This is a genomic window from Ensifer sp. KUDG1 (genome assembly GCF_050434285.1).
In the GTDB taxonomy this organism is placed as follows: domain Bacteria; phylum Pseudomonadota; class Alphaproteobacteria; order Rhizobiales; family Rhizobiaceae; genus Ensifer.
In genome coordinates this window covers 223,478-239,815 of record NZ_JBNDIG010000001.1, presented here as the reverse complement: position 1 = coordinate 239,815, position 16,338 = coordinate 223,478, and the positions used below count along the sequence as shown (strand labels likewise).

Genomic DNA, 16,338 nt, shown 5'->3' with positions numbered 1-16,338 from the left:
GCTTCAGGCGGTCGGATGACTCGCCCTATGGAGCCCAATATGCTGCGCATCTACAAAAGCCAGAACAGCCACCTCGTGCTTGTCGACATGATCGACGGCATCGCCCTGCCGACGCCGGCAATCTGGTACGACCTCTACAATCCATCGACCGAGGAAACGCGGCTCGTCGAAGGCCAGCTCGGCATCGAGATCCCAACCCGTGACGAGATGCAGGAGATCGAGCTTTCCGACCGGCTCTACCAGGAAGCCGGCGCGGAATTCATGACGATGACCTCAGCGGCCAAGCTCGACAGCGACTATCCAGTCAAGGTGCCGGTGACCTTCATCCTCAAGGGCACGACGCTGGTCACGGTGCGCCATGCCGACCCGAAGCCGTTCCAGACCTTTTCCCACCGCATCCAGAAGGCCAACGGCCAGATCTGCGAAAGCGGCGAACTGGTGATGCTCGGGCTGCTTGAGGCGATCATCGACCGTACGGCGGATGCGCTGGAGCGCGCCGGCAGCGAGGTCGACGGAATTTCGCGGGATGTGTTCCGCAAGACCAATGCCAGCGCCACCAAGAAGACGCGCGACCTGCAATCGCTGATCGAGCAGATCGGCCAGAAGGGCGATCTCTTGACGGTCATCCGCGAAAGCCTGGTCAGTATCGGCCGGCTGGTTGCCTATCACGTGGCGCTCGAAGGCATGGGGCCGCGCAAGGCGGGCAAGGAAAGCCGGCAGCGGATCAAGCTGATCCAGCGGGACGCGACGTCGCTCGGCGACCACGCGCTGTTTTTGTCGAACAAGATCAATTTCCTGCTCGACGCAACGCTTGGCCTCATCAATCTCGAGCAGAACCAGATCATCAAGATCTTCTCGGTTGCCGCCGTCGTCTTCCTGCCGCCGACGCTGGTCGCCTCGATCTACGGCATGAACTTCGGGGTGATGCCGGAACTGCAGTGGGAATTCGGCTACCCTGCGGCACTGATGCTGATGGTGATCTCGGCGATCGTGCCCTATTTCTACTTCAAGCGCCGGGGCTGGCTCTGAGCGTTTAAGGTGCCAAGACAAACGGCGGCACAGCCGCCGTTTGTGCGGAAATTCCATGACTGGGGACAATGGCATGACAGCCGCCACGGGCCTGATCGACCGGCGCAGTTTCCTGAAGATGGCGGGCGCAGCCTGGGTGACGAGCCTTGCCCCTGAGCGGGCCTTCGCGCTGACCAGAGCGGACGCCGTCTTCGCCTCGGCCTTCATGGCGCCTGATGGCAGCTATGGCGTTGCGACGCTGACGGAAGCGGGCGAGATCATCGACCGCACGGCGCTACCGGCCCGGGCCCACGGCATGGCCTATTCGCCTGTCAGCCGCCGCGCCGTCGCCTTTGCCCGCAGACCCGGCACCTATGCGATGATCCTTGCGACCGACGGCACGGCCGAGCCGATCGTGATTGCCGCAGCCGACGGCCGGCATTTCTACGGCCACGGCTGCTTCTCAGGAGACGGCAAGCTGCTCTATGCCACCGAGAACGACTTTGCCGCCAACCGCGGCATGGTCGGTATCTATGACGGCAGCGATAACTTCGCTCGCATCGGCGAATTCCCGACCTATGGCATCGGCCCGCACGACATGACGCTGAGCGCCAGCGGGAAGCTGCTGGCGATCGCCAATGGCGGCATCGAGACCCATCCGGATTTCGGCCGCACCAAGCTCAATCTCGACCACATGCAGCCGAGCCTGACCCTGGTCGACACCACGACCGGTGCGCTGGTGCAGAAGCACGGATTGCCGGATGATCTCAGCCGCCTGTCGACCCGACATGTCGACATCGGTCCGAAGGGCGAAATCTGGTTTGCCTGCCAATACGAAGGCGCGCGCAACGATCTGCCGCCGCTCGTCGGCTCGTTTTCCCAGGGAGAGGACCTGAAGTTCCTGTCGCTGCCCGAGCGCACGACGGAAGCGCTGGCGAACTATGTCGGCGCCATCGCCGTCAACCGGAACGAGGGACTGATCGGGCTGACGTCTCCGAAGGGCGGCGTGGCGGTGACGCTCGACGCACGAACCGGCGCGGTGCTGAAGCAAGAGCGCGTCATCGATGCGGCGGGGGTCGCCAGCGCCGATCACGGCTTTGCCGTTTCCTCCTATGACGGCCACTTCAAGGCCAACAAGAGCCGCGTGGCCTGGGACCAGCACATTGTGCGGCTGGTTTAGCGCCAAAGCGATCTCAGGCCGAAAAGCGGCCGTCGCCCGAGAGCTTTGCCAGATCGTTCCAGCGATAGGCGGTCTGGTCATGGTTTTCGCCACCGAGGCTCACCTGTCCCTGGCCGACGGCAACGGCGCCGAGGCGCTCGTAGAAACCCCGGCTCGGGTTGCTGGAAAGCACCCAGGCAAAGAGCGACTTGCCGCCCAATTCCCGGCAGTGGCCGGCGACGCTGCGCACCAGTGCCGAACCGATGCCGGCCCCCTGGAACTCCTTGAGAATGTAGAGCGCATAGAGCTCCCGGTCGAACCGCGGCGGCATCGAGCGCGCCTTGCCGTAATTGGCAAAGCCGATCACCCTGTTCGTGCTCATGTCGACCGCGACCAGATGGAACACATCGGCGATGCGCATGCGCCTTGCGTGACGCAGCGCCTGTTCCTCGATGCTCATGCCGTCGAGAAAGGCATCCGAAATCAGCCCGCGGAACGTCGATCGCCAGGTTTCGACGATGACGGAGGCGATCATCATGATGTCATCCGGGCCGGCCGGGCGGATGTCGATGCGTCTGAAGCTCTTCATGGCGATGATATAGGTGACACATCGCGGCTTCAAAACGGCGAGGCCGCTGGAAAGCGTCAAAGTTTGTTCTATCTGTCGAAGCCATGAACAGACCGATCGTTTACGCAATCTTCATCGCCGCCGTTCTCGGCCTCGGCCTTCTCATCGGCTACAACAACATCCCCGGCGAATGGTACCAGTCGCTGGCAAAACCCGCCTTCAATCCGCCGAACTGGGTCTTCGCGCCGGTCTGGTCGATCCTCTACGTGATGATCGGCATCGCCGGCGCCAGAATCTTTCTCGACCATCGCCGTACCGCCGCCATGCGCCTGTGGCTGGCGCAGATGATCCTCAACTTCCTCTGGTCGCCGCTGTTCTTCGGCATGCAGGACATCTCGTCGGCGTTGATCGTCATCCTTGCGCTCGTGATCGCGGTCGCCGGCTTCGTCATCGCAAGCTGGCAAAGAGACCGTCTTTCGGCCCTGCTATTCCTCCCCTATCTCGCCTGGGTTGCGTTTGCGACCGCACTCAACAGCGCGATTTTGCTCATGAATTGAACTTGTCGGACCTTCATGAGCGTGCCACTGTCCGCCCAGCATAATGATGCCGCGCGACACAAAGGCCCATGGACTGATGGACGACCGTGATCCCCCCGATTTCCGAAACCGCATCCGCAACAGTTTTGCGCGGCAGGCGGCGATGCGCACGATCGGCGCCGAACTGACACTGGTCGAGCAGGGCACGGTCGAAATCGAGCTGCCCTTCGACGACAAGCTGACGCAGCAGCATGGCTTCCTGCACGCCGGCGTGATCTCCGCAGCGCTGGATTCGGCGGGCACCTATGCGGCCTATTCGGTGATCGACCCGGATGCCTCGATCCTGACGATCGAATTCAAGGTCAACCTGCTTTCGCCTGGACGCGGCGAGCGGTTCCTGTTCCGCGGCGAGGTGACCAAGCCCGGCTCGACGATCATCGTTTCCGACGGTCGCGGCTATGCGATCCGCTCCGACGGACCGGCAAAGCTGATCGCCTCGATGACCGGAACAATGATGGTGGTACGCGGACGCGAAGGGATCGAAGGATGAGTTTTGCGGTCAAGGACGTTGCCGGACGCAAGGTGCTCTACGTCATGGCCGTGGATGCCGAATACGGCCCGCACCTGAAAGACCGGATCAAGCCGCTGATGACCGGCGTCGGCCCGGTCGAGGCGGCCGTGGTGTTGACGCGCACGCTTGGTGAACTTTCGGCCGAGCGGGCCCTGCCCGATCTCGTCGTTTCCCTCGGTTCGGCCGGTGCGGCCAAGCTCGAACAGACGGAAGTCTACCAGGCGGTTTCCGTCGGCTACCGCGACATGGACGCCTCGCCGCTCGGCTTCGAGAAGGGGAGAACGCCGTTTCTCGACCTTCCGGCCGTGGTGCCGCTGCCGCTGCGCATCCCCGGCGTGCCCGAGGCGCGGCTTTCGACTGGCGCCAACATCGTTTCGGGCGCTGCCTATGATGGGATCGACGCCGACATGGTGGAGATGGAGACCTTCGCGGTCTTACGCGCCTGCCAGTCCTTCGGAATTCCCCTGATTGCGCTTCGCGGCATTTCCGATGGCAAGGCCGAACTGAAGCATGTCAACGACTGGACGGAGTATCTTCACGTCATCGACGAGAAGCTTGCAAGCGTGATCGACCGGTTGGAGAATGCGGTCTTGAGTGGCGCGATCCCACTCTAAAACCCCGGAATTGTCCGGGTGCAATTGAATCGTTGCGTCGATGGCGGGCTTTCATTAAAGGCTCGCCATGATCAAGCTTGTTTGAAGGCACCCAATGACCCAGACAGCCCATCCCGACACCGTCCTTATCGTCGACTTCGGCAGCCAGGTGACGCAGCTCATCGCCCGACGCGTCCGCGAATCCGGTGTCTATTGCGAAATCGTGCCGTTCCAGTCGGCCGAAGAAGGTTTTCAGCGGCTGAAGCCGAAGGCCGTCATCCTCTCCGGTAGCCCGGCCTCGACGCTCGACATCGGCTCGCCGCGTGCGCCCTCGGTGATCTTCGATAGCGGCCTGCCGGTGTTCGGCATCTGCTATGGCCAGCAGACCATCTGCGCACAGCTCGGCGGCAAGGTCGAGAGCGGCCATCACCGCGAATTCGGCCGCGCCTTCCTCGAAGTCGAGAAGGACTGCCCGCTGTTCGAAGGCCTCTGGTCGGTCGGCTCGCGCCACCAGGTCTGGATGTCGCACGGCGACCGCGTCACCGCGATCCCGGAGGGCTTCGAGGTCGTCGCGACCTCCGCCAACGCGCCCTTCGCCTTCATCGCCGACGAAAAGCGCAAGTACTACGCCGTGCAGTTCCATCCGGAAGTGGTGCACACGCCCGACGGCGCCAAGCTGATTTCCAACTTCGTGCACAAGATTGCCGGCATCAAGGGCGACTGGTCGATGTCGGCCTACCGCGCCAAGGCGGTCGAAGCGATCCGCAAGCAGGTTGGCGACAAGAAGGTCATCTGCGCGCTCTCGGGCGGCGTCGACAGCTCGGTCGCAGCGCTCCTGATCCATGAGGCTGTCGGCGACCAGCTGACCTGCATTCTCGTCGACCACGGCCTGATGCGCAAGGACGAGGCGAAGAACGTCGTCGCGATGTTCGAGGAGCACTACAACCTGCACCTCCTGCACGTCGACGCATCCGACCGCTTCATCGGCGAACTGGAAGGCCAGAGCGATCCCGAGACCAAGCGCAAGATCATCGGCCGCCTGTTCATCGAAGTGTTCGAAGAAGAGGCAAAGAAGCTCGGCGGCGCCGACTTCCTCGCTCAGGGCACCCTCTATCCCGACGTCATCGAAAGCGTTTCCTTCACCGGCGGCCCGTCGGTGACGATCAAGTCGCACCACAATGTCGGCGGCCTGCCCGAACGCATGAATATGCAGCTCGTCGAGCCGCTGCGCGAACTCTTCAAGGACGAAGTGCGCGTGCTCGGCCGCGAGCTCGGCCTGCCCGACAGCTTCATCGGCCGCCACCCCTTCCCGGGTCCGGGCCTTGCCATCCGTTGCCCGGGCGGCATCAGCCGCGAGAAGCTCGAGATTCTCCGCGAAGCGGATGCGATCTATCTCGACGAGATCCGCAAGGCCGGCCTCTACGACGCGATCTGGCAGGCGTTTGCCGTACTTCTGCCGGTGCAGACCGTCGGCGTCATGGGCGATGGCCGCACCTACGAGTTCGTCTGTGCCCTTCGCGCCGTCACCTCGGTCGACGGCATGACGGCGGACTTCTACCACTACGACATGGAGTTCCTCGGACGCGCGGCGACGCGCATCATCAACGAAGTCCGCGGCATCAACCGCGTCGTCTACGACGTGACCTCGAAGCCGCCGGGCACGATCGAGTGGGAGTAAACGCGCGGACGCATCTGCTGCGTCGGCGATAGAAAATGTTAGAGGGCGTGCTTCGGCGCGCCCTTTTTGCTTCCCGGAAGAGTGGCGGCCCGGATGCAGCGTTACTTCACCGCGTCGCGCATCCCATCGCGCAGTTTCCGGACCCGTTCGTTCAAGTCGATCATTTCCGGTACCGTGAAGCCGGAATTGTCCAGGAGCGCATCGGTCAGGCAACCGGTCTTCACGTGCAGGCCGCGCCCTTTCGCGGTGAGATGGACCTCGACCTGCCGCTCGTCCGTGACGCTGCGATGCCGACCCAGGAAGCCGGCGGCTTCGAGGCGCTTCACGGCCGGCGTGATGGTGCTCGATTCCAGACCCAGCCGATCGGCGATCGCCGAGATCGTCAGTCCATCCCTCTCCCAAAGCGTGCTCAGGACGAGATACTGCGTATAGGTCACGCCGAGCGCATCGAGCATCGGCTTGTAGACGCGGTTGATGGCGATCGACGCCGAGTAGATCGAGAAACAGAGCTGGCTGTCAAGCGGCAGCGTTGTCGGGTCGTCGGGCATTCCAGCCTCCTTGCGGCGCTTGCGGCCTTTCGCCGCGAAAATAGATATCGCGATAATTAATATCTTTACAAGAAAACGGAGTCGCCGCATACGATACTTATCGCGATAATAAATGTCGCGAAAATAACTCACCGAAGGAGATCCGAAATGCTCAAGTCCCTGATCACCGCCGCCGCTTTCGCCCTCTCCGCAAGCGCGCTGACACCGGCCCACGCGGCCCCCGCCACCAAGAATGTCGTGCTCGTTCACGGCGCCTTTGCCGACGGCTCCGGCTGGCAGGGCGTCTACAACATCCTGAATAAGGACGGCTACAACGTCACCATCGTCCAGAACCCGACTGTGACGCTTGCCGGCGACGTTGCGGCCACCAAGCGTGCGATCGCCGCGCAGGACGGACCGGTCGTGCTCGTCGGCCACTCCTATGGCGGCGTGGTCGTTTCGGAAGCCGGCACCGACGAGAAGGTGAAGTCGATCGTCTACATCGCCGCCTTTGCGCCGGATAAGGGCGAGTCCGTTTCCTCGCTCATCGCCAACCCGCCGGCCGGCGCGGCCGTTCCGCCGATCCTGCCGCCGGTCGATGGCTTCCTCTCGCTCGACAAGGAAAAGTTCGCTGCTGCCTTCGCGGCCGATGTCGATCCTGAGCTTGCCGCCTTCATGGCCGACTCCCAGGTACCGTGGGGCATTGAAGCGACAACCGGCGCCGTCACCGCCCCGGCCTGGAAGGAAAAGCCGAGCTTCTACCTGGTCGCGACCGACGACCACATGATCCCGCCGGCCGCCCAGCGCCAGATGGCAAAGCGGGCGGGTTCCACCGTGGTCGAGACATCCGGCAGCCACGCCATCTACGTCTCCAAGCCCGAGGCGGTGGCCGCGATCATCGAGCAGGCCGCGCAGGCGAGCGAATAAGCGGCCTCAACGGACAGCGACAGAAATGGGGGCGAAGTGCGAAGCTTCGCCCTTTCGCTTGTCTCCAGGGTCAGCCTAACGACCAATCCGCGCGGAACCCTGCTCCACCGTCGCCATCATTGGTTAGAACTTCTGACCACGTCATCCTCGATTGGCCGCTCGATCGAGCGGATCGCCTTTTCTATCCTCCGTCTCATCAACTCAGGGGCATCAGCACCCGAGCCAATCAGAAACGGACCTCTCGAAAGGCGATATCCATGGAGAATGTTCAGGGAAAAGTCGTGGCCATCACCGGCGCAAGCAGCGGCATCGGCGAAGCCGCCGCCAAGAGGCTGGCTGCAGCCGGCGCCAAGGTGGTGATCGGTGCGCGCCGAGCCGACCGGCTGGCGCGCATCGCCGACGAAATCACCGCTGCCGGCGGCGAGGTCCGCTTTCGCGTGCTCGACGTTACCGACCGCGACGACGTTGCCGCCTTCGCCCGCTTTGCCCAGGCCGAATTCGGGCGCCTCGACGCCATCGTCAACAATGCCGGCGTGATGCCGCTGTCACCGCTGGCCGCGCTCAAGGTCGACGAGTGGGACCGCATGGTCGACGTGAACATCAAGGGCGTGCTCTACGGCATTGCCGCGGCCCTGCCGATCATGCGTGCGCAAGGATCCGGGCAGATCATCAACATCTCCTCGATCGGTGGCCATTCGGTGTCGCCGACGGCCGCCGTCTATTGCGCCACCAAGTACGCCGTCCGGGCGATCTCGGACGGCCTGAGGCAGGAGACCGATCGCATCCGCGTTACCGTCATCTCGCCCGGAACAACGACCTCCGAGCTCGCCGATACGATCAGCGACCCCAGCGCGCGCGAGGCGATGAAGGAATGGCGGGCCGTCTGCATCAGTCCCGACGCCGTTGCATCGTCGATCGCCTACGCCATCGGCCAGCCCGATGACGTCGACGTCAGTGAGATCATCGTGCGCCCGACGGCGAGCCCGCATTGAGGCAATCCGCTCCGGGGATCAAAGCGACAGAAAGGCTCGCCTCGAGCGTGCCTTTTCTTTCTGCACTGGCGTCAAAACCAATAGTATTGACTAATCAATTAGTATCCGCTATTTATTTATTCATGATGATCGAAACCGCCCCCGTCACCGCCGTCATGCGCGCCCTTGCCGATCCGACCCGGCGCGCCGTGTTCGAGCGCATCGCCAATGCCGAGGAAATCACCGTCGTCGAACTGACGCGCGGCAGCGGCGTGACGCAGGGCGCGATATCGCAGCACCTCAAGTCGCTGAAGCAGGCGGGCCTCGTCGCCGAGCGCCCGGAGGGCCGCAACGTCTACTACCGCGCCGAGCCCGAGGGCCTGGCGCCGCTCGTCGACTGGATGAGCCATTACGGCAGCTTCTGGCGCGACCGCTTTGCCAATCTGCGCACCCTTCTCAAGGAGATCGATCCATGACCGACGCAGCAGCCTTGAAACTCGAGACCCAGGATATCGTCGTCGACGAGGTCTTTCCGCATACGCCTGAGACGATCTGGAGGACGCTGACCAACGGCGAATTGATGGGCCGCTGGATCATGCCGCCGGCGGGCTTCCGACCGGTGGAAGGCACCCATTTCACTTTCCAGACGACGCCGGCCGGCGCGTGGGATGGCACCATCCGTTGCCAGGTGCTGGAGGTGCGCCCGCATGAACGCTTCGTCTATTCCTGGAAAGGCGGCGATGAGGGCAATAGCGGCTACGGATCGCGCCTCGATACGGTCGTCACCTGGACGCTGACGAAGGTCGACAACGGCACCCGCCTCCGGCTCGTTCATTCCGGCTTCGTCACGCCGAAGAACGACAGCGCATACGCCAACATGAGCAACGGCTGGCCGAAGGTCCTGTCGCGCCTCGGCACCGTTACCGACGAACAGCATTGAAGCCCGGGCGGATCGCCGAAGCGATCCGGCACCGCACCCACCTCGATAGGCAAAGCGTTCGATCGGCGCGCGCCTGTGCGGCCGCGCGCCGGCTTTGCCGTGCCCGCAACAGGAGGAATGCATGAGCAAGTCCTATATCGGCGGATGCGCCTGCGGCGCGATCCGCTACGAGATCTCTGGAGAACCGGTCTTCTCCAACGACTGCCAGTGCCGCGACTGCCAGCACGAAAGCGGGACCGGGCACGGATCGCACATGACGTTCCGCCGCGAGGGCGTGAAGCTCGAAGGCCAGGCCTCGCATTGGGACATGGTCGCCGACAGCGGCCATGTGAAGACGCGCGGCTTCTGCCCCACCTGCGGCTCGCCGGTTTACATGACCTTCTCGGCCATGCCGGAATTCTTCAGCGTTCGCGCGGCAAGCCTCGACGATCCCAGCCGCTACAGACCGCAGGCGGTGACCTATGCCGTGCGCGGCCTTGCCTGGGACCGTCTCGATCCGGACCTGCAGAAATTTAGCCGGATGCCGACGGAGTAGCGAAGCAGGAGTCTCAGCCAACGGGCGAAGTCTTCCCTTGCCCACCGGATGTCCTTGGCATTGTCGGCCGGCATCCCCATCTGCCTTTGAGGCCACATGTCGTGGCGCGCGCCCCGGGCGGTGGAGGATGCCGTGTCGTCGAACCAATTCGCATTCGATCTCGGTGATCCCCAGCCGGCCCCGGCAACCGACATCCTCTACTTCGCGCTGCTTCCGGACGAGCCCGCCGCCACGCAGGCGCTGGCAATCGCCGAAAGGGATTTCGCCGACCAGGCGGCGGACGGCTTCATCTACCGGCCCGATCGCCTGCACGTCTCCGTCGACAAGCGCTGGCAGGGCCGCGGCATGCCCGACTTCGCGGTCGCGGATGCGCTGCGGCAGGGTGCGCGCATCGACGTGCCACCGGTCGAGATCCGGCTCGACAGGCTGGTCAGCAACGGCAATGGCCGCGACCGGCCGCGCGCCCTGACGACGCGCGACGCCGCACCGGGCTTCAGCGCGCTGGTCCGGCAAATCGGGGCGCTCAAACGCCCGCTCGCGGCAATCCCTCACATGACGCTCTACCGGAACGATCGGGTCGCGCCGGAGATCCGCGTTTCAGAACCGGTCTCCTGGGTGGCGCGCGAACTCGTTCTGATCCATGCGCGCAAGGGGACGGGCTCCGCGAAGATCCTCGCCCGCTGGCCGCTGCTGCCGGCGCGCTAAAGCGCCCGCGGTGCCATGACCTGCCTTTGGCGGCTTACGGGTTGCCGCAGCCAAAGGCAGGTCACCGCGTGACAGCATCGAGCGGCGTGGCTCGAAATGCCGACTGCCGGGACGGCCTGAGATCAGGAATGCTTCAATTGCGTGTTGCAGATGCTGTAGTAGCCGCCACCCTTCTTGATCCAGGTGAGGCCGTTCAATGAATTGTTCGCCTTGTCGGCGTTGTACTGGTCGAGGCATGTGTGCATGCGCGCCTTGCCGGCTGTTTCCGTAGAATATTTCGCATCGACCTTGCTCGGGAAGACCACGCCCTTCGGCGCCTTGGCCGTCGTCGCGGCCGGTTCCGGAGCACTTTCCGTGTTGCTTGCCGTGGGCTCTTCATTGGTCATGGCGGTCGGCTTGGCGGCAGCTTCCGTGCCACACTGGGCTTTTCGGAAATCGTTCCACTTCATGCCATTGAGCGAACCGGCAGCCTGCGCCGACTTATACTTCGCGCTGCACTCGCTCATGCTCAGAGCGTGTGCACCGGATGAAAAAAAGAAGGGAGAAAGCGAGAGAACGGTGAGGGCTGCAATGCGGGTGATTTTCATGGAAATTCCCCTTTGCCAGAGGCATCAAACGCCCAAGAGGCTCCTGAACGCCAGCCTCGCAACGAGAATCTGCCGCGTTTGTGACCGGATGATGGAAATTGCACCGGGCCGAAGGTGGCCGGGCAATCACGCCTTGGTGATGTGGCGGCCCGGCTTCGACAAGAAACCCTGCTCGTTATGCCGGCGGGATGAAGGGCTGACTGATGGCCTGGAACACCGGAAGCGCTTCAAGCATGTCTGCATGCGCCTGCAGCCGCGGATAGCGTGCCACCACGACCAGATCGGGATGCACCTCCTTGAGGAAGCGCAACACGGCCGCAACGGCAATATCCGCATGACCGATGCGCTCGCCGAACCAGTAGGCGCCCGTGCCTTCCGCGCGGCTTGTTTCGAGAACCTGAAGCGTCTCTTCGATCTGGCGGCGGCAGCGGTCGACCCAGAGTGCCGAGACCGCGCCGTGCAGCCTTTTCTCGTAGAAGAGGCTGACTGCCTTGTCGCCGAGACCGGTCGCAAGCGTGGCGATCCTCAGCGCCCGATGGCGCGCCGGTTCCGTCCGCGGGAACAGGACCCGGTCGTCGGAGACGAGACTGTCGAGATAATCGAGGATGATATGGCTGTCGACAAGCACCGTCCCATCGTCCAGCACCAGCGTCGGCACGCGCGTCAACGGATTGTAGGCGCGAAGCTCGTCGGCATTGCCGAAGGACGACCACGGACGGTGTTCGAACGGAATGTCGTAGAGGCTGAGCGCGATGCCCACGCGTCGCACGAAGGGGGAGTCATATTGGCCGATGAGGATCATCTTGCGGTTTCCTGCCTGTGGTGACGGTTCAAGGAACAATAGGCCGGCCCTCCATGTCAAAGGCAAAGCGCCATCGGCGCGACCCGAAATCGCACCCCTGTTTTAGCGACTTGCGGAGCGCCGCCGGAATGCCGATAAGCGCCACCAGCATACGATACGGGAGGAGCCCATGGACGTTTCCGAAATCATCATCGCCGGCGATACGCCCGGCATCGAATGGCGCCTGCCGGTCTTCCGTTTCAAGGGCAGGACAGCCGCCGCACCCAAGACCTACATCCAGGCTGCGTTGCACGCCAACGAGCTGCCGGGCACTGCCCTCGCGCATTTCCTGCTGCAACGCCTGCAGCAGGCGGAGAAGGACGGCGCCATCCTCGGCGACATCACTGTCGTACCGCAGGCAAACCCGATCGGAGCCGCACAGTCGCATTTCGGCGAGTTGCAGGGCCGCTTCGACCTGGGATCGCGCACCAATTTCAACCGTGATTTCCCGTTGATCGCGCTTGGCGACCGTGACCGGCTGATCGACGATCTCGACCGTTACTCCGCAACGGACCGGCTGAAACGGCAGCTGCTGCATATGGCGCTCGGCGCCGACCTGATGCTCGATCTTCATTGCGACGACGAGGCGCTGCAATACGCCTATATCGACGACGCCTTCTGGCCGGAAGCCGGCGACCTCGCCTCGGCGCTCGACATGGAAGCGGTGTTCCTTTCGGACGGCGAAAGCTCCGCCTTCGAAGAGGCTGTCGCCTATGCCTGGAAATATGAAACCGGGCAGAAGAAGACGCGCCTGCCGGGACGCCTCTCGGTGACGGTCGAGCTTCGCGGCACGCGCGACGTCTATCCGGAGCTTGCCCGCAAGGATGCCGAAGGCGTCTTCCGCTTCCTCGTCGCCCGCGGCGTCGTGACCGGTGACGAAGAAACCATCGCACCCTTCGCCGGCATCGTCGCGCCGCTCGACAACATCGAGATGATCCGGGCCCCTGAGGCCGGCGCCATCCTGTTCCACCGGGATATCGGCGAGAGCGTGAAGGCCGGCGACCTGCTCGCAACGATCCTTACGCGCCCAGGCCAGGCGGATGGCGCCCTCGAAGTGCGCGCGCCGCAGGACGGGCTGATCGTCACCCGCGTCTCGACGCGCCTTGCACGCCGACGCTCGGACCTGATGAAGATCGCCTGCGCCGCGCCGTCGAGCGCCGTGCGCAAACCCGGGTCGCTCGAAGCCTAGACCGCCATTGAATGTTCAAGCGGCCGTCACGCCCCCGTGGCGGCCGTCATCTTTGGGCTGTCGAGCAGGATGGTCGAGCGCAAGGTCTTGATCTCGGCGATCTGCTCGAATTCGCTCCAGAGCAGGCGCTTGTAATCGGCGACGTCGCGCACCGCGATCTTCAGAAGAAAGTCGAAATCGCCGGCGACCGTGTGGCATTCCACCACCTCCGGCATGCGCGACACCAGCTCGATGAAACGCTGGCCGACTTTGCTTGCGGTGCGCTCCAGCGTCACCTCGACAAAGGCCTGGAAGCCGATGCCCGCTGCCTTCGGATCGACGACCACCGTCTGGCGGATGACGCCGGCCGCATAGAGCCGGGCAAGGCGGCGCGACAGCGGCGCCGGCGAAAGGCCGACCCGCGCCGCAAGCGCATTGTTGCTGAGCGATGCATCCTCCACCAGCAGGCGGATGATCCGCCGGTCGATCTGATCCAATTCCATCGCTACCTTTTCAACCATCCTCGGCCCCTAGCGCGCAAATCAGCAAATCAATTGCAGAGTTTTGCGCAAATAGCACGCTGTCGATATTGTCGCCGTGGCAAATATCGCATCGATTTTGCGCTTGCGCTGACTTAAGAAGAAAGCCGCAGGGCAGCCGGAGGAACGGCGGCCGGCAGGCTTTCTCGACCGATATCGCATCGCTGCCATTCAAGGGGGAATTTCCGGCATGTTCGACGCTCTGACCCGCCAACCCGATGATCCGTTGCTGGCCCTCATCGGGCTTTACCGCAAGGACGAGCGCCCCGGAAAGGTCGATCTCGGCGTCGGCGTCTACCGCGACGAAACCGGCCACACGCCCATCTTCCGCGCCGTCAAGGCGGCGGAGAAGCGCCTGCTCGAAACGCAGGACAGCAAGTCCTATGTCGGCCCCGAAGGCGACCTCGTCTTCCTCGACCATCTCTGGACGCTGGTCGGTGGCGACACGATCGATCGCAGCCATATCGCCGGCGTGCAGACACCGGGCGGTTCCGGCGCGCTTCGGCTCGCGGCCGACCTCATTCACCAGATGGGCGGCAAGCGCATCTGGATCGGGCTGCCGAGCTGGCCGAACCATGCCAGCATCTTCAAGACGGCAGGCCTTGAGCCCGCCGGTTACCCGTTCTTCGACGTGCCGACGCAGACCGTGCTCTTCGACAACATGATGACGGCACTCCAGGGTGCTGCAGCCGGCGATGCCGTGCTGTTGCATGCGAGCTGCCACAACCCGACCGGCGGTGTCATCACTGAGGCGCAGTGGATGGAGCTTGCCGCCGTCATCGCCGAGCGCGGCCTGCTGCCGCTCGTCGACCTTGCCTATCAGGGCTTCGGCCGCGGCCTCGACGAGGATGTCGCCGGGCTCCGCCACCTGATCGGCGTCGTGCCGGAAGCGCTGGTTGCCGTTTCCTGCTCCAAGTCCTTCGGGCTTTATCGCGAGCGCGCCGGCGCAATCTTCGCGGTGACGAGCTCGTCTTCGTCGGCCGATACGGTCCGCTCCAACCTCGCCGGCCTCGCTCGCACCAGCTACTCGATGCCGCCAGATCACGGTGCTGCCATCGTGCGGATGATCCTTTCCGACGCCGAGCTCAAGCGCGACTGGCAGGAAGAACTCGAAACCATGCGTCTGCGTATCACCAACATCCGCCGCGCGCTCGCCGAAGGCCTGCGCGATCGCTGGCAGGCGCTCGGCGCCGTCGCCAGTCAGGAAGGCATGTTCTCGCTGCTGCCGCTCGCCGAGGCCGACGTCATGCGGCTTCGCAACGAGCACGGCATCTACATGCCCGGTTCCGGCCGCATCAACATTGCCGGCCTGAAGACGGCGGAAGTCGACGGCGTCATCGCCAACTTCAAGAACCTCTGAGGACCACGATGGCCGAGCGCAGCATCGACGCGACAGAAACCCCGACCGAACGCCATCGCCTCTACGAGGATGCGCTGGCGATCCTGACGGGCACGCTGATCATGTCGCTCGGCATCATCATCTACAGCAAGGCGATGCTGCTCACGGGCAGCACGTCGGGCCTGGCGCTGCTGCTGCAATATGCGACCGGCGCCGAGTTCTGGATGGTCTTTTCGCTTGTCAACCTGCCCTTCTACGCCCTGGCGGTCAAACGCCTCGGCTGGATGTTTGCGCTGCGCACCTTCATCGCCGTCAGCCTCGTTTCGCTGTTCTCGCGGCTGACGGCCGGCTGGGTGGAGATCGCCCGGCTTGACCCGATCTATGCGGCGGTTGTCGGCGGCGGGTTAATGGGCATGGGCCTGTTGATCCTCTTTCGCCATCGCACCGGTCTTGGCGGCATCAACATCGTCGCGATCTACCTCCAGGAACGGTTCGGCATCCGTGCCGGATATTTCCAGCTGGCGGTCGATCTCGCCATTCTGGCTGCCGCCTTCTTCGTTCTGCCGCCATCGAACCTGGCGCTTTCGGTGATCGGCGCGGCGGTCGTCAACATGACGCTGGCGATCAATCACAAGCCGGGGCGCTATGCCGGCGTGACCTGACGCAAGGTCTCGGTCTTCCCTCCTGCGCATCGGGCGGTTATCACTCCTGCCACGCTTTGAAATTGCGCGATTCCCGGCGTTCGGGAATTGCTCGCTGCGGCTGGAGCATGGGCATGACGGTTACGATTTACGGCATCAAGAACTGCGACACGATGAAGAAGGCGCGCACCTGGCTCGACGGCCGGGGCATCGCCTATCGCTTCCACGACTACAAGGCCGAGGGCATCGACCGCCCGCATCTGGAGCGCTGGTGCAAGGAAGCCGGATGGGAAACGGTGCTGAACCGCGCCGGCACGACCTTCCGCAAGCTCGACGAGGCCGATCGACAAAACCTCGACGCGCAGAAGGCAATCGCGCTGATGCTCGCTCAGCCCTCGATGATCAAGCGCCCGGTGCTCGAAGCCGACGGCAACCTGCTGATCGGCTTCAAGCCGGACCTCTACGAGGCGGTGCTCGCCAAAGCCTGATCCCATTCGGAGCGACG

At 63.7% G+C, this 16,338-nt stretch carries 22 protein-coding genes; 16 read left to right on the top strand and 6 right to left on the bottom strand.

The window, feature by feature from the left end; all coding sequences use genetic code 11:
- Window positions 1-39: 39 nt before the first annotated feature.
- Window positions 40-1,029 carry a magnesium transporter CorA family protein gene (locus M2267_RS01290; RefSeq protein WP_429112029.1) on the top strand — a complete coding sequence of 330 codons (990 nt, stop codon included), beginning with the start codon at window positions 40-42 and terminating at the stop codon, window positions 1,027-1,029.
- A gap of 73 nt (window positions 1,030-1,102) precedes the next feature.
- Window positions 1,103-2,188 (top strand): DUF1513 domain-containing protein, encoded by a 1,086-nt coding sequence (locus M2267_RS01285; RefSeq protein ID WP_429112027.1) that lies wholly within the window; start codon window positions 1,103-1,105, stop codon window positions 2,186-2,188.
- A gap of 13 nt (window positions 2,189-2,201) precedes the next feature.
- Here the strand turns inward: M2267_RS01285 and M2267_RS01280 are convergent, their stop codons facing one another.
- Window positions 2,202-2,756 carry a GNAT family N-acetyltransferase gene (locus M2267_RS01280; protein WP_043625836.1) on the bottom strand — a complete coding sequence of 185 codons (555 nt, stop codon included), beginning with the start codon at window positions 2,754-2,756 and terminating at the stop codon, window positions 2,202-2,204.
- Window positions 2,757-2,839: 83 nt separating this feature from the next.
- Here M2267_RS01280 and M2267_RS01275 point away from each other — a divergent pair, with 83 nt between their 5' ends.
- The 4 genes from M2267_RS01275 (at window position 2,840) to guaA (ending at window position 6,113) form a co-directional block, all read left to right on the top strand.
- Window positions 2,840-3,292: a TspO/MBR family protein gene (locus tag M2267_RS01275; RefSeq protein ID WP_043625839.1), complete on the top strand. Its 453-nt coding sequence runs from the start codon at window positions 2,840-2,842 to the stop codon at window positions 3,290-3,292.
- Window positions 3,293-3,368: 76 nt separating this feature from the next.
- Window positions 3,369-3,821: a PaaI family thioesterase gene (locus M2267_RS01270; protein ID WP_043625842.1), complete on the top strand. Its 453-nt coding sequence runs from the start codon at window positions 3,369-3,371 to the stop codon at window positions 3,819-3,821.
- Window positions 3,818-4,456: a 5'-methylthioadenosine/S-adenosylhomocysteine nucleosidase gene (locus tag M2267_RS01265; RefSeq protein ID WP_429112025.1), complete on the top strand. Its 639-nt coding sequence runs from the start codon at window positions 3,818-3,820 to the stop codon at window positions 4,454-4,456. The genes M2267_RS01270 and M2267_RS01265 overlap by 4 nt, the downstream gene beginning before the upstream one ends.
- 94 nt (window positions 4,457-4,550) lie before the next feature.
- A complete protein-coding gene (guaA, locus tag M2267_RS01260) occupies window positions 4,551-6,113 on the top strand; it encodes a glutamine-hydrolyzing GMP synthase (protein ID WP_043625848.1) in 1,563 nt (520 codons plus the stop codon).
- Window positions 6,114-6,214: 101 nt separating this feature from the next.
- Here guaA and M2267_RS01255 read toward each other — a convergent pair whose 3' ends face one another.
- A complete protein-coding gene (locus tag M2267_RS01255; protein ID WP_429112024.1) occupies window positions 6,215-6,661 on the bottom strand; it encodes a MarR family winged helix-turn-helix transcriptional regulator in 447 nt (148 codons plus the stop codon).
- Between the two features lie 147 nt (window positions 6,662-6,808).
- On the opposite strand from M2267_RS01255, the gene M2267_RS01250 reads away from it, so the two are divergent.
- The 6 genes from M2267_RS01250 to M2267_RS01225 all read left to right on the top strand — a co-directional run bounded on the left by M2267_RS01250 (window position 6,809) and on the right by M2267_RS01225 (window position 10,718).
- On the top strand, window positions 6,809-7,567 hold the full coding sequence (locus M2267_RS01250; protein WP_429112022.1) for an alpha/beta hydrolase: 759 nt from the start codon (window positions 6,809-6,811) through the stop codon (window positions 7,565-7,567).
- Window positions 7,568-7,824: 257 nt separating this feature from the next.
- Window positions 7,825-8,559 carry an SDR family oxidoreductase gene (locus M2267_RS01245; RefSeq protein WP_429112020.1) on the top strand — a complete coding sequence of 245 codons (735 nt, stop codon included), beginning with the start codon at window positions 7,825-7,827 and terminating at the stop codon, window positions 8,557-8,559.
- A 125-nt stretch (window positions 8,560-8,684) separates the two neighbouring features.
- On the top strand, window positions 8,685-9,014 hold the full coding sequence (locus M2267_RS01240; RefSeq protein WP_043625896.1) for an ArsR/SmtB family transcription factor: 330 nt from the start codon (window positions 8,685-8,687) through the stop codon (window positions 9,012-9,014).
- Window positions 9,011-9,478 carry an SRPBCC family protein gene (locus tag M2267_RS01235; RefSeq protein WP_429112018.1) on the top strand — a complete coding sequence of 156 codons (468 nt, stop codon included), beginning with the start codon at window positions 9,011-9,013 and terminating at the stop codon, window positions 9,476-9,478. The genes M2267_RS01240 and M2267_RS01235 overlap by 4 nt, the downstream gene beginning before the upstream one ends.
- A gap of 121 nt (window positions 9,479-9,599) precedes the next feature.
- Complete coding sequence (locus M2267_RS01230; protein WP_429112016.1) at window positions 9,600-10,013, top strand: GFA family protein; 414 nt, start codon at window positions 9,600-9,602, stop codon at window positions 10,011-10,013.
- 132 nt (window positions 10,014-10,145) lie between these two features.
- Window positions 10,146-10,718, top strand: coding sequence for a 2'-5' RNA ligase family protein (locus M2267_RS01225; RefSeq protein WP_429112014.1), 573 nt, complete (start codon window positions 10,146-10,148; stop codon window positions 10,716-10,718).
- Between the two features lie 122 nt (window positions 10,719-10,840).
- Here M2267_RS01225 and M2267_RS01220 read toward each other — a convergent pair whose 3' ends face one another.
- Together M2267_RS01220 and M2267_RS01215 are read right to left on the bottom strand one after the other, a co-directional pair.
- A complete protein-coding gene (locus M2267_RS01220) occupies window positions 10,841-11,305 on the bottom strand; it encodes a hypothetical protein (RefSeq protein ID WP_043625866.1) in 465 nt (154 codons plus the stop codon).
- A gap of 175 nt (window positions 11,306-11,480) precedes the next feature.
- Window positions 11,481-12,107, bottom strand: a complete 627-nt coding sequence (locus M2267_RS01215; RefSeq protein ID WP_429112013.1) for a glutathione S-transferase family protein — start codon at window positions 12,105-12,107, stop codon at window positions 11,481-11,483.
- Between the two features lie 169 nt (window positions 12,108-12,276).
- Here M2267_RS01215 and M2267_RS01210 point away from each other — a divergent pair, with 169 nt between their 5' ends.
- Window positions 12,277-13,335 carry a peptidase M14 gene (locus M2267_RS01210; protein WP_429112011.1) on the top strand — a complete coding sequence of 353 codons (1,059 nt, stop codon included), beginning with the start codon at window positions 12,277-12,279 and terminating at the stop codon, window positions 13,333-13,335.
- A 26-nt stretch (window positions 13,336-13,361) separates the two neighbouring features.
- Here M2267_RS01210 and M2267_RS01205 read toward each other — a convergent pair whose 3' ends face one another.
- On the bottom strand, window positions 13,362-13,835 hold the full coding sequence (locus M2267_RS01205; protein ID WP_043625875.1) for an Lrp/AsnC family transcriptional regulator: 474 nt from the start codon (window positions 13,833-13,835) through the stop codon (window positions 13,362-13,364).
- A complete protein-coding gene (locus M2267_RS01200; protein WP_402323569.1) occupies window positions 13,828-14,028 on the bottom strand; it encodes a hypothetical protein in 201 nt (66 codons plus the stop codon). The genes M2267_RS01205 and M2267_RS01200 overlap by 8 nt, the downstream gene beginning before the upstream one ends.
- 15 nt (window positions 14,029-14,043) lie before the next feature.
- Here M2267_RS01200 and tatA point away from each other — a divergent pair, with 15 nt between their 5' ends.
- From tatA to M2267_RS01185, 3 genes are all read left to right on the top strand, one after another.
- A complete protein-coding gene (gene tatA / locus M2267_RS01195; RefSeq protein ID WP_429112008.1) occupies window positions 14,044-15,213 on the top strand; it encodes a tyrosine aminotransferase in 1,170 nt (389 codons plus the stop codon).
- 8 nt (window positions 15,214-15,221) lie between these two features.
- The gene (locus M2267_RS01190; protein WP_429112007.1) at window positions 15,222-15,854 is read left to right on the top strand and encodes a YitT family protein; all 633 of its coding nucleotides are present in this window, start codon (window positions 15,222-15,224) and stop codon (window positions 15,852-15,854) included.
- Window positions 15,855-15,967: 113 nt separating this feature from the next.
- Window positions 15,968-16,321 carry an ArsC family reductase gene (locus M2267_RS01185; RefSeq protein ID WP_429112006.1) on the top strand — a complete coding sequence of 118 codons (354 nt, stop codon included), beginning with the start codon at window positions 15,968-15,970 and terminating at the stop codon, window positions 16,319-16,321.
- The last annotated feature ends 17 nt before the right edge of the window (window positions 16,322-16,338 follow it).

What these genes read in the sequence shown, in the direction of transcription:
- M2267_RS01245 (WP_429112020.1), top strand. Translation starts at nt 7,825, where the DNA reads ATGGAGAATGTTCAGGGAAAAGTCGTGGCCATCACCGGCGCAAGCAGC.
- M2267_RS01250 (WP_429112022.1), top strand. Translation starts at nt 6,809, where the DNA reads ATGCTCAAGTCCCTGATCACCGCCGCCGCTTTCGCCCTCTCCGCAAGC.
- M2267_RS01270 (WP_043625842.1), top strand. Translation starts at nt 3,369, where the DNA reads ATGGACGACCGTGATCCCCCCGATTTCCGAAACCGCATCCGCAACAGT.
- M2267_RS01240 (WP_043625896.1), top strand. Translation starts at nt 8,685, where the DNA reads ATGATCGAAACCGCCCCCGTCACCGCCGTCATGCGCGCCCTTGCCGAT.
- M2267_RS01190 (WP_429112007.1), top strand. Translation starts at nt 15,222, where the DNA reads ATGGCCGAGCGCAGCATCGACGCGACAGAAACCCCGACCGAACGCCAT.
- M2267_RS01255 (WP_429112024.1), bottom strand. Translation starts at nt 6,661, where the DNA reads ATGCCCGACGACCCGACAACGCTGCCGCTTGACAGCCAGCTCTGTTTC.
- M2267_RS01230 (WP_429112016.1), top strand. Translation starts at nt 9,600, where the DNA reads ATGAGCAAGTCCTATATCGGCGGATGCGCCTGCGGCGCGATCCGCTAC.
- M2267_RS01265 (WP_429112025.1), top strand. Translation starts at nt 3,818, where the DNA reads ATGAGTTTTGCGGTCAAGGACGTTGCCGGACGCAAGGTGCTCTACGTC.
- M2267_RS01290 (WP_429112029.1), top strand. Translation starts at nt 40, where the DNA reads ATGCTGCGCATCTACAAAAGCCAGAACAGCCACCTCGTGCTTGTCGAC.
- tatA (WP_429112008.1), top strand. Translation starts at nt 14,044, where the DNA reads ATGTTCGACGCTCTGACCCGCCAACCCGATGATCCGTTGCTGGCCCTC.
- M2267_RS01185 (WP_429112006.1), top strand. Translation starts at nt 15,968, where the DNA reads ATGACGGTTACGATTTACGGCATCAAGAACTGCGACACGATGAAGAAG.
- M2267_RS01205 (WP_043625875.1), bottom strand. Translation starts at nt 13,835, where the DNA reads ATGGTTGAAAAGGTAGCGATGGAATTGGATCAGATCGACCGGCGGATC.
- M2267_RS01285 (WP_429112027.1), top strand. Translation starts at nt 1,103, where the DNA reads ATGACAGCCGCCACGGGCCTGATCGACCGGCGCAGTTTCCTGAAGATG.
- M2267_RS01235 (WP_429112018.1), top strand. Translation starts at nt 9,011, where the DNA reads ATGACCGACGCAGCAGCCTTGAAACTCGAGACCCAGGATATCGTCGTC.
- M2267_RS01275 (WP_043625839.1), top strand. Translation starts at nt 2,840, where the DNA reads ATGAACAGACCGATCGTTTACGCAATCTTCATCGCCGCCGTTCTCGGC.
- M2267_RS01215 (WP_429112013.1), bottom strand. Translation starts at nt 12,107, where the DNA reads ATGATCCTCATCGGCCAATATGACTCCCCCTTCGTGCGACGCGTGGGC.
- M2267_RS01280 (WP_043625836.1), bottom strand. Translation starts at nt 2,756, where the DNA reads ATGAAGAGCTTCAGACGCATCGACATCCGCCCGGCCGGCCCGGATGAC.
- guaA (WP_043625848.1), top strand. Translation starts at nt 4,551, where the DNA reads ATGACCCAGACAGCCCATCCCGACACCGTCCTTATCGTCGACTTCGGC.
- M2267_RS01220 (WP_043625866.1), bottom strand. Translation starts at nt 11,305, where the DNA reads ATGAAAATCACCCGCATTGCAGCCCTCACCGTTCTCTCGCTTTCTCCC.
- M2267_RS01210 (WP_429112011.1), top strand. Translation starts at nt 12,277, where the DNA reads ATGGACGTTTCCGAAATCATCATCGCCGGCGATACGCCCGGCATCGAA.